At 44.3% G+C, this 10,359-nt stretch carries 9 protein-coding genes; 6 read left to right on the top strand and 3 right to left on the bottom strand.

Translation table 11 applies throughout. The annotated features are described in order from the left end of the window. Nucleotides 1-154: 154 nt before the first annotated feature. From EDB95_RS27130 to EDB95_RS27110, 5 genes are all read left to right on the top strand, one after another. On the top strand, nt 155-1,204 hold the full coding sequence (locus EDB95_RS27130) for an RHS repeat domain-containing protein (RefSeq protein ID WP_162852816.1): 1,050 nt from the start codon (nt 155-157) through the stop codon (nt 1,202-1,204). A gap of 3 nt (nt 1,205-1,207) precedes the next feature. Beyond that, nucleotides 1,208-1,618 (top strand): hypothetical protein, encoded by a 411-nt coding sequence (locus tag EDB95_RS27125; RefSeq protein ID WP_134000220.1) that lies wholly within the window; start codon nt 1,208-1,210, stop codon nt 1,616-1,618. A gap of 609 nt (nt 1,619-2,227) precedes the next feature. After that, nucleotides 2,228-3,046, top strand: coding sequence for a hypothetical protein (locus EDB95_RS27120; RefSeq protein ID WP_134000217.1), 819 nt, complete (start codon nt 2,228-2,230; stop codon nt 3,044-3,046). Between the two features lie 963 nt (nt 3,047-4,009). Then, entirely contained in the window at nt 4,010-4,432 is a 423-nt protein-coding gene (locus EDB95_RS27115) for a hypothetical protein (protein ID WP_134000214.1), read from the top strand. Between the two features lie 132 nt (nt 4,433-4,564). Continuing rightward, entirely contained in the window at nt 4,565-4,870 is a 306-nt protein-coding gene (locus tag EDB95_RS27110) for a hypothetical protein (protein WP_134000212.1), read from the top strand. Between the two features lie 395 nt (nt 4,871-5,265). Here EDB95_RS27110 and EDB95_RS27105 read toward each other — a convergent pair whose 3' ends face one another. From EDB95_RS27105 to EDB95_RS27095, 3 genes are all read right to left on the bottom strand, one after another. Further along, nucleotides 5,266-6,384 carry an NHL repeat-containing protein gene (locus EDB95_RS27105; protein WP_134000209.1) on the bottom strand — a complete coding sequence of 373 codons (1,119 nt, stop codon included), beginning with the start codon at nt 6,382-6,384 and terminating at the stop codon, nt 5,266-5,268. Between the two features lie 64 nt (nt 6,385-6,448). Continuing rightward, on the bottom strand, nt 6,449-7,261 hold the full coding sequence (locus tag EDB95_RS27100; RefSeq protein WP_134000206.1) for a gasdermin: 813 nt from the start codon (nt 7,259-7,261) through the stop codon (nt 6,449-6,451). Between the two features lie 10 nt (nt 7,262-7,271). Continuing rightward, nucleotides 7,272-8,912 carry a CHAT domain-containing protein gene (locus tag EDB95_RS27095; protein WP_134000203.1) on the bottom strand — a complete coding sequence of 547 codons (1,641 nt, stop codon included), beginning with the start codon at nt 8,910-8,912 and terminating at the stop codon, nt 7,272-7,274. 266 nt (nt 8,913-9,178) lie between these two features. On the opposite strand from EDB95_RS27095, the gene EDB95_RS27090 reads away from it, so the two are divergent. After that, entirely contained in the window at nt 9,179-10,345 is a 1,167-nt protein-coding gene (locus tag EDB95_RS27090; RefSeq protein ID WP_134000200.1) for a hypothetical protein, read from the top strand. Nucleotides 10,346-10,359: the final 14 nt, after the last annotated feature.

Below are 10,359 nucleotides of genomic sequence, written 5' to 3'. Positions count from 1 at the left end.
GTACCCGGTGTAACTGCCTGAAGTTCTTTGAATAAAACCCTGCTATAGGCAAAATGTCCTATGCCCTAAAGGTTATGAATTACCGAATCATCTGGATAATGTCCTAGCTACCATATCAGATCGGAGATATGGGGTGTCTACGGATGGATCGACCGTGGATCACTTCAGCCCGGTGGTGTTAGATGCTAACGACTACTACCCCTTCGGATCGTTGATGCCGGGACGCGCTTATAATGCCACTGGAACTTACCGCTATGGCTTCAATGGAAAAGAAAATGACAACGAGGTCAAGGGCGTTGGAGATCAAATCGACTATGGCGCCAGGGTATACGATCCGAGAGTTGGCAGGTTTTTGAGCGTAGACCCGTTGGAAGACAAATTTCCGTTTTACAGCTCATATCAATACGCAGGAAATAAACCCACTTGGGCTCAAGATTTAGACGGTGCTGAAGAGTTACTAGGGTTCCCACGTTGGCTCTCATTTCCGGATCCTATCCTTAGCCTTCCAAAAATTCCAACAGCCCCAGTCCCGCCACTTCCGCCCGCTCCACCAATTTTGCCGGGACCTGTTGCAATGCCACAAACACCAACCCTCCCCCCGGCACCTTATTTGCCAATGCCCCCGACATCGCCCTCAATTGTACATAATACGCCCATAGACGAATCTACAATTGATCCCAATGATGCTTCGACTTATCCCACACCACCGGCAAGCCTACCCGGTGAATGGAAAGTAAACCCCGTGAAACCCGGGACAAAAGGATATGAAAAATTGAAGGAAAAAGGAGCCACACGTTTAGAGAATGAGAGGGGCGATATTTTAAGATGGCACAAGGCAGATAAATGGCATCCCAAAAGTCACTGGGACTTCAAGCCGGGGGGGAGTCCAAATAATGGATGGGAAAATTATACACCAGACGGGGTAAAAATACCTGATGGTCAAATCTATGGGAAGGACTTTAATCCTCCAATGCTGATGTATATTGACCCAACAACATTTCCGCCGCAAGAATATCCTGTATATCTACAAAAGGAATACCAGTTAAGCAAACAGCAACAAGAAGAATATCTGAAGAATTTACAGGACTACTATCAAAAAATGAAAGACTACCAAGAAAAAATGCAGGAATACAAAAAGAGAAGAAAGGAGTATGACGATAAGATGCAACAATATATTAAAGACAACCCTAATGCAATCGCGTAAAATATGATGAAAGTAGATTTGACTTACGAATCCGTTTTTGGTTTTGACGGCCCTAACCTTTGTTTGTTAGGAAACGAGGGCGACTATGCAAAACTTGCCAAATCGATAAGCGAGTTTACAGCAGTAACAACTTGTCCGTCGATAAATATCCGAAGTTTGGATTTTGTAGAAAATGAAGGGTTGGATAAGGCAATAATTTTTTCTTCAGAATTAGGCGCTAATACTCTAGGAGTATTTGATAATGACCAAAATCTAATCTTTAAATTAGATCCTCGTATCTGGGAAAGAATATTCAAATACTTTGTATTTATGTCCTGGAAAAAGAGCACTTACTACTTGAACTGCTATGAGAATGCATTGAGCGATCTTGATCTTATACAGGAATGTAATTTTATTTGCAGTTCGGAATTTTAGAGCAGCCCCCACTACCAGCCATAAACAGTGGCATCTCTCAATTCAAGAGATGATTCGCGATATCGAAGCCAGCAGCTTAACGTTCGTATTGGGTACGAAAGACATCTCTCCGCCCCTAAAGGTGTGCTAGTTCGAATCCACCCCCGGGCACGCCCTAATATGTAAATAAATCCTATCTTGTACCCGGTGTAACTGCCTGAAGTTCTTTGAATAAAACCCTGCTATAGGCAAAATGTCCTATGCCCTAAAGGTTATGAATTACCGAATCATCTAGGTAATGTCCTAGCCACTATATCCGATAGGCGTTATGGTGTTTCTTCTGACGGGTCGACGGTCGACCATTTTGCACCCGTAGTTCTTGATGCCAATGATTACTACCCCTTCGGCTCGTTAGAGCCTGGTCGCACCTACGATGCAACCGGTACTTATCGGTATGGGTTTAATGGTCAGGAAAAAACAGATGAAATCGCTGGTAATGGCAATCACACAACCGCGCAGTTTTGGGAGTATGACCCCAGAATTGGGAGGCGATGGAATTTAGATTCCAAACCGGCGGCGGGAGTAAGCAGATACTCATCTTTTGTCGATAATCCTATATCATTTAGTGATGTGAGGGGCGATACGGCTGCTAAGCCTCAAGACGCTAAATCACCAAATGACGTTACACCTTGGTCACACCTTATGTTTGAGAATGCGCCACAATATTTGCTGGATCGCGTAAATAATAGAAATCCAACTGAGAATTTTGCAGATCAGCGAATGTCGGCTGCATGGGGTTTACGGATGAATTTCGATCAGTATGTGGTTCGTATAACCAAACTCCCGCCAGACATGAAAGATGCTGCAGCTGTATTAACTTTTGTTCGATTAAATCTTGCTTTATTTATCAATGGCAAGAGATCTGACTTTGAGGCTTATAGTGCTCAGGAAGCTGCTGTATGGAACAGCAGTAATCCAAATTCTGCAGTAATGCGTTTTAGAGGAAAGGAGGGTCCCTTCCATATCGACGACGCCGATGTCTTAACCACCCACTTCAACTCTTCAAGCGATTATGCTTCATGGACATTTAGACCCGTTTATGACGGCTACAAAAAGAACTTTTCTAATTGGTTTAAAGGAGATAAAGGGCATCCATTGGGGGGGAATAGAGAATTTGGCGTTCAAAAGGAAAATGGAGGATATATATTTTACATCCAAGGAGTTGATAGACTATTTAACTCAACCGGAGACCAGGTTATCTCTGCTGGTGATATTTTCTTTAAACAGGCCGACGAGATGTGGCGTCAGGTCATGGTTAATGTTGCAAATGCCATCAACGCTGCTGGCGGCGAAGCAACATTTGATACCCAAAGAGTAGTATCCAAAAGAGTCTGGTACTCGGATTTGCCTAAGGAAACCCGGGAAAAAGTCATAAATAATGGCAACTAAAAAGAATATGAACCTAAGAATATATTTAAGAGGGTTGTTCTTTTCAACCTGCTTGGGCTTTGTAATAAGCTCATCGATCACAGCTTATTTTACAGGCTTTTCTAGTTTTTTCCCAACGCTGCTAATATGGATCTTTATTTGGTCGCTTGACAGGCTGGCAGCCCAGATAGCAATATATTCGATCTATTATTTAATTATTCATATTTTATTTAAGTATATAAAATCAACCAGTTTGGCGTTTTTTTTGTCTTTGCTGTCTGGTATATTCCTTTTGACTATGGTGACATGGTTCTATTGGAATTTGACCAAGGAGACTTATAAAACTTTTGGAGAGTATTTTCAAGATGGGTTCTATAGTTCAGCATTTGCTGCATCCGTAGTTTTGATTTTGTTAATCATGTATTTAAAAAAACGGAAATCCGAACAAAAACCCTTTAATACAAGTCAAATAGCTTAAATTTATTTACGAACGTCGATCAACTACGCAATCGGATGTAATTCTGACCTCCTCCCTATAAATAGGAAAGCGAAAATTAGAAAATTCGGGTAATTTACTCCCCCTCCGCAACAAAAGCGTGTTGGTTCGAGTCCATTTCTGGGCACAACCTTATTTGTAAATCAATCCTATCATGTACCCGGCTCAATACCAAAGTATCCTTGAATAGAACCTTGCTAATCGTTCGAAGGACTACAAACTCTATCAAAAGCTTAATTATATTCTGACAAACTTATAATTTTAGACAACAGCCTTTTGGAGTTGCTATTAAAAGGGCCTGCATTTACAATTGTCGATATAAAATCGATAAGCGCATCTTTCCCAATCCAAAAGGAGAATTATAGCCGAATAAGCAACCCAGGATCGTTCTCATTTACTAGTCAAAGCAATACAATCGCAATAGAAAGATATTTAATATATTGAAATCCGTCAATTCAAAAATTCAAATCACAATGGAATCCTAGTTAATGAAATTATTGAAGTATTTTTTATTGACGACCTTTGTGTTGACAGCATGTCACACTCCAACAAATCCAAGTAATAATTATTCATCAACATCAGAGAAATTCATTGCTGACCTGTACAAAAATAATCTCAAAGATGTACATTCGATGTTGGAAGACAGTTCAAATTTGCAAAGCATCAAAAATAATTTAAAGATCTTAAATTATTTTCTCCATAAAAACGGCTTGCCAATTGCCGAAGATTATAAAATTGATACAGGCCTAATGGAAACAACAATATTAATTCCGGTTTTCAGAGGTCGGGATACCACCGCAGGCTTTATAATTGATCGAATTGATTTAAAACTGATATTCTACCATACGACAATCTCCGATCATGTCGGTCGCTACATTATGGACATTCATCAGCTTAGCAATCAAAGATAAACAGAGTTTGCTTCACCAAGGGCATTGCAATATCAGGAAATACTCACGACGAGCAAAAATGCAACAATTCCGAAACTCATATAAATCAAGTTGATACCATATATCACCGGACTCGTAAGGATAAAATCGGACTTGTCTTTGGAAGAATTAGGCGAAATATTATCGCGTGAAATATTTGCCGGTTTAAAATTTGGCGGCAAAGAGGAATCTATTCATGAAGAAATTCCAGCCATATTTATAGAACCGACTATTCTGGGTTTGCAGATTATTTTGGATGGCTACAATGAAGACGACCAGGATAAGACATATTATTTAAGCGTTCGCCCTTTGCGAATGTCGGATGTAAAATGGGGAAAATTTCCAGTAAGTGATTTATTGACCTCCCTTATTAGGCATCTGCTATATGAGTATAAGCAAATTGAGATTTTGGAGGAATAGTTGCAATCTTTGCCCTACCAATACAAATTCAACGAACAAATAATGTGGATCTAATTAGTATAACAACCTTAATAAATAGATATTTGGATTTGTATCCTGGGATCAATCCAAATTTGGTGCAGGAGTATAACCAAACAAGGCTACAATCTACCGTAAGAATGGCTAATCTTTATAAAACACGATTTCGCATACGCAAGGAAGCTAGAGGTGAGGATATTCAATTCCTGGACTTTGTCATATGATTATCGGAATGCGCCCACAACTTCGCACCTGTCATCCTTCGCACCGGCGCAGTTCGATAATGTCATGTTGTCGGCTTCCCCGTAGGTCGTTAGTCTAGAATTAAAGACAAAATCCTAATTTTAAACCAACGACCTACAGGAAATCCGTCAGCATTAATTATTTGGCGTCAGCTTCCGAATCTTATTATTGTAGGTATCCGCCACGTACACGTTTCCATTATGATCTACCGCTACGCCCCGGGGCAAGAAGAAGGTAGCAGAACTGCCTGGCCCATCAGCTGATCCTCTTTTCCCAACAATACCAGCAATAGTCGTTACTGAATCGGAAGGGCTAATTCTACGGATGGTATTATTCACATAGTCGCATACATAAATGTAACCAAGTCTATCTATTGCCGCATCCATAGGATCGCGAAAACTGGCCACCGTGCCTGCGCCGTCAGATGAACCGATGGCACCACTACCCGCTAAGGTAGTCACCAACGCAGCCGGTGTAATCTTGCGAATCTTTTCGTTTATACAGTCTGCCAGATATATATTGCCATTCGTATCTGTGCACATTCCTTCCGGACGGGCAAAGCTGGCGGCTGTGCCTATGCCATCGGACGAACCGCTGGTATCACGGCCTGCAAAGGTTGTTACCACGCCTTGCGATGTGATCTTGCGTAGCTTACAGGTGCCCATTTCTGTCACATAGATATTGTCATTCCCATCCACCGTTACCCAAATGGGCGAGTTAAAGCTGGCGGCTCTTCCGGTACCATCTACCGATGCTGCCGCGCCGCTTCCGGCAAAGGTAGTGACCACTCCGACCGGCGTGATCTTACGGATCATATTGTTACGGGTATCGGCTACGTACAGATTTCCGGTGGCATCTATTGCGACCCCTGTCGGATTGTGAAAAACTGCTGTTGTGCCGGTACCGTCTTGCCAACCAGGTTGACCGCTGCCTGCAAAAGTGGTGACTACGCCGTCCTGAGTGATCTTGCGTATTTTATTGTTGGTGAGGTCTGCTATATATATATTCCCGCTGCCATCGATGGCAATACCGATCGGTTGATTAAAACTGGCTGCAGTTCCAATGCCGTCTACCGCCCCTACGGCGCCGCTTCCGGCAAAGGTGGATACGGTGTACGAACTGGCGGCCGAGTAGGCAGAAGCATCGTTGGTGGCATACTTAAGCTTAAGTGCATCAAGTTTTTCTTGCTTACAGGAGAAAAAGATGGCGGTTGCAGTAATACCTAATACTAAGGGTAATGTTTTGCGTGTCATTTGGTAGCCTTTTATTATTACTACAACGGACACATGGCTTGCAATGACTATGCATAATAATTAATTAACGCAGAACCGCCTGCCCCGCAAAAACCGGCAACCGCTCCGCAGGAAAATCCTCCTCCCCCCTCAACACCAACCCCGTAGCATTCTTAATCGTAAACCCCAAAGTAGCCCCCGGATCGCCAAAAAAAGTAGCCCAAAATCCTGGTCTATCAAAAAAGATATGCTGCGCCTTAAACGCAAAGACCAAAAAAGTCTCCCCGGGACTCGTAACGCTTATAGAATTCTTGCTGGCAACCTTTATATTCTGACTAATGTCCGCAATCCCCTTGATCGTCGCAGCCACATCCACAGCCGCCCCTGATTTGTCCTCAATGGTCACCGTAAAGCTATTGCTCTTCAGCACGGAGTTGATGACAAAGAGCGCACTCTTCCTCAACTTGTCTTCGTAAGTCCTGAATTTGTTTTTAACCGGAGCAGCCTCTGTCAGATACCCATCCAGCTCACCCAGCTTTATCTTATCTTCCCTGACTTCCTGATATTTGAAGGTCAAGACCTTGTTGCTGTCAATATCAACCTTCCCTTCCAGTTTGCCCACTTTGAGTTTATCGAGGAGCCAGCTGAGCAGGGAGACACCGGTCGTTGAGTCGAATGAAGCCGCTGTAGAACCGACAATGTCCCCGGTGATGGTATTGTGCAAGACAGAAGGTGGAGCCTTTTCATCCGACGTGAACAGCGTCGAAATGCTGCTGTCAAGAGAAATAACGCTCACCCCATCCTGGCAAAGCAGCGTGAGGGGCTTAATGTCTTCCTTGGGTAAGGCAACGATGTTGTACCCGTACTCTTCGAGGAAATTCTTTAATAGGTTGCTCATAAGTCAGCTTTTAAAAGGTTTGCATGATGTTGTATACATCGATGCCATTAATGGCGTCGAAGGGGGGCTTCCTGTTCTTTATCTCAACGACACCACTGCGGTGGCAGATATTCGGGCCGGTGTCTTCGTCGTTGAACAGGATGGTATAGAAGCCGCGCGCATAGGCAATGCCGGCCTGGTCGGGGAATACGGTCGTTGTACCGGCGGAAAAGTCGGTGTATGGTTTTGCCGCCCGGGCATGGCCCTCGGAATTGCAGGCGCTGAGGATGATAATGGAGGGACGGCGAATCGCTTGTTGCAATTCAATGATATCTTCCCACTCCTCCACGTCCATGGGTGCTGCATTTTGTTGGGCGTCCTGGAAATACAAGCCTTTTACGGGGGAGGCGTGCAGGACGATGTGGAGGATGTCGGGTTTGTTCTGTACCAGGAGCTCTTTTAGTTCTTCCTTTTCCACGCCCGTACGTACGGCGATCTGGAAGTAGGCCCGGTCGGTGCTGGATTGGTGGAGCTTTTGGATGATCTTTAGCTCTTCGCCGAAATCCAGGGTATTTTTATCGCTGGGGTTCGAGCAGAGGAAGAGCAGGAGTTTTTTATCCATGGGCTTTGACCGGTCGACAAAGTTCTGCGTGGTGATGACGGCAAACCGGTCGTTCAATTTTTGCACCAGGATGGCCAGGGTATCCCCAGGGAGGACTTCGGTCTCGCTGCGCAGGGCAAAATCAAGGATGCTTTCCTGCTCGATGCCGGATCGTTTTTTGCTGAAAAGCTTTTCGCCGGTGTCTTTCAGGTATTTCGCGAGCAGGGTCGTATTCACCTCCTTGCTGTCGAGGTCTATCCGCCGTTGCTGGACAGCGTTCAACAATCCCTTGATGGTCTCTTTTTCCGCGTGTACCCTCATGAGGTTGATGCGCAAATTGCGCAAGATGGCATTGGCCGGAGAGCCTTGATCGAAACCTCCGGTGGGTATCCGGATGATCCAGCATTTGATGTAATGGTCCTGGAGGTAGAGGATATAGCCGAAGAGCTCGATGGATGGAAAGGATTTGATCGCATGCGCTTCGGATGGTATGCTGTAGTTCTCGCCTTGTTCAACAATGGCCATCAGGCATATTTCACCTTCTTGCACGAGCCCCGGTTTGGGGGCGGTTTTGTGACGGGTGGTAGCTTGTTGGAAAAGGGTTGCCAGTTGCCGGCCGGCCTGAATGAGCGACACTTGCTGGCCGGAGACTTTTACCGGCAATTGCAGGATGTTTTTGAAGATGGTCTTCAGATCCACCGGCAGCTTGTCGTCCGCGTAGAGAAACGGAAATCGGTCCCTGAGACCCAGCTCGATCTTATTGACGAATTGACCATCGGAATAAAACCGTCTAAATATGCTTTTTAGCTGCTGACTATGCTTGTCATCCATTTTGAACCGCTGGTCCTGGAGGGCCACATACTGAAGGGCGTTCGTGGCGTCGCAGTAGAATTCTTCTCCTGCCCAGTCGTCTACGCCGCCCTGCAACCTTTGATAGACCTTCCCAAACCTGCGGATAAAGGGTCTTCTGTTGACCAGCGGCAAGGGCCAGGAGGGATTGGCCAGCTTGCTTTCTGCCGCACCGGAGGCCGACCTGAAATCAAAAATAGGTATTTGCAGTATGGCCAGCATAAAAAAGGAGAGCCAATCCCTAGACGACCAGCTCTCAGGATTTAATCCAACGACTAATCCTCGTTTTACGACCCGACAATAACCGGGTGTTTATCGTAAATTCTAACCCGCTCAGTCGAGCGGGCTGTATTACGTTCTAGAAAAATACTGCTTTTTTTTGCAAATCTGAAAACCGGGGGTAAAAAGGGTGTTTTAACGGTAGAGACTGCAACAGAAAGCAGATATATTAATGTGCCACCGCCTTTTGCCAATCTTAAAATTCATCCATGCCGCAAGCAGCAGTTCAATTAGAACCGAGACAGAATCGGAACAGGGTGTTAACATTAATGGCCACCTTGATCTCGGCGGTAATATTAGCGATTCTTTACTTACTTTTCCGCCAAACGCCTCCGCCCCCGCCTCCGCCACCACCACCATTTGGCGGCTATGTTCCTCTGAATGTTCCGAGTAACGATAGTGCCTGCATTGGAAAAATGTATGATCATGGCGACCTAAAAGGCGAAGGAACAACAAAATATAAAATTTACAGGAGCTTTGACAGCGTGCAACGATATGCTGGCATTGATGATTTTGGCAAATTAAAACTCGCGATCCTAAAGGAATTGAATGCTTCTGCCGAATTTCACAACAAGGATATAAACGCAACAGATGTAGACAGTCTAGTTCTTTTTCGTGCAGACGACTATTCTGCATTGCCATTGCCCAACGAAGGTTCTCTGGTTGTTTCAGCTGCAATAGCAGTGAAAAAAATCAAGATCTCGTCTGAAAAAGCATCTGGCGGAAGCCTGAAGATTGACTCGTTAAAGGCGTTCAAAGGCGCCACGGTCTCTTTCGATACAAAAGACAGCAGCATAAGCCTTGGAAGAGGACTTGTTAGTTATGTAAAGGTTATACAAGTAAAAAAGGTCGCTGCTTTATCGTACCCCGTTGCCTGGAACTCAGAAATCACTAAAATATATGACGGGCTCTTCAAAACCTCCGACTTCTTTTATATCTCTAGTGCGTCCCTCGACGAAGCTAAAGACTACCAAACTAACAACAACGTACCTTCGTCAATCCTCAAAATAACCTTCTCAACCCGAGCATTTGACAATAAGAGCAATTTTATCTTATATTCCCCGAGATCGGACCAAGTAAAGCTAAAACGAGACGGGCTCCAGATGAATCTCAACTCCATCTCAGATTATTATCAACAAATTGATCAATTAACGTGTGAAAGACCTAAATATATTTTGAATTACCTTACCGATAGCAACATTTATAAATACTCTGTGTTTATTGACAGCGCTTCGGTTCAGTTAAATGCCCAAGTCTACATGGCGGCTCCGAAAAGTGTCCAGAAATATTACCGGATCTTGAATTCGAACGGGGCACTCAGCCTTTTTCTTGATATCTGGACCTATCACAACTACAATCCACAGAACCCCAAATGATATTTTTGCCTAAT

The organism is Dinghuibacter silviterrae (genome assembly GCF_004366355.1).
In the GTDB taxonomy this organism is placed as follows: domain Bacteria; phylum Bacteroidota; class Bacteroidia; order Chitinophagales; family Chitinophagaceae; genus Dinghuibacter; species Dinghuibacter silviterrae.
The sequence above is the reverse complement of the archived record's forward strand: the minus strand, read 5'-3'. Positions and strand labels throughout refer to the sequence as shown.

What these genes read in the sequence shown, in the direction of transcription:
- EDB95_RS27115 (WP_134000214.1), top strand. Translation starts at nt 4,010, where the DNA reads ATGAAATTATTGAAGTATTTTTTATTGACGACCTTTGTGTTGACAGCA.
- EDB95_RS27105 (WP_134000209.1), bottom strand. Translation starts at nt 6,384, where the DNA reads ATGACACGCAAAACATTACCCTTAGTATTAGGTATTACTGCAACCGCC.
- EDB95_RS27125 (WP_134000220.1), top strand. Translation starts at nt 1,208, where the DNA reads ATGATGAAAGTAGATTTGACTTACGAATCCGTTTTTGGTTTTGACGGC.
- EDB95_RS27090 (WP_134000200.1), top strand. Translation starts at nt 9,179, where the DNA reads ATGCCGCAAGCAGCAGTTCAATTAGAACCGAGACAGAATCGGAACAGG.
- EDB95_RS27095 (WP_134000203.1), bottom strand. Translation starts at nt 8,912, where the DNA reads ATGCTGGCCATACTGCAAATACCTATTTTTGATTTCAGGTCGGCCTCC.
- EDB95_RS27100 (WP_134000206.1), bottom strand. Translation starts at nt 7,261, where the DNA reads ATGAGCAACCTATTAAAGAATTTCCTCGAAGAGTACGGGTACAACATC.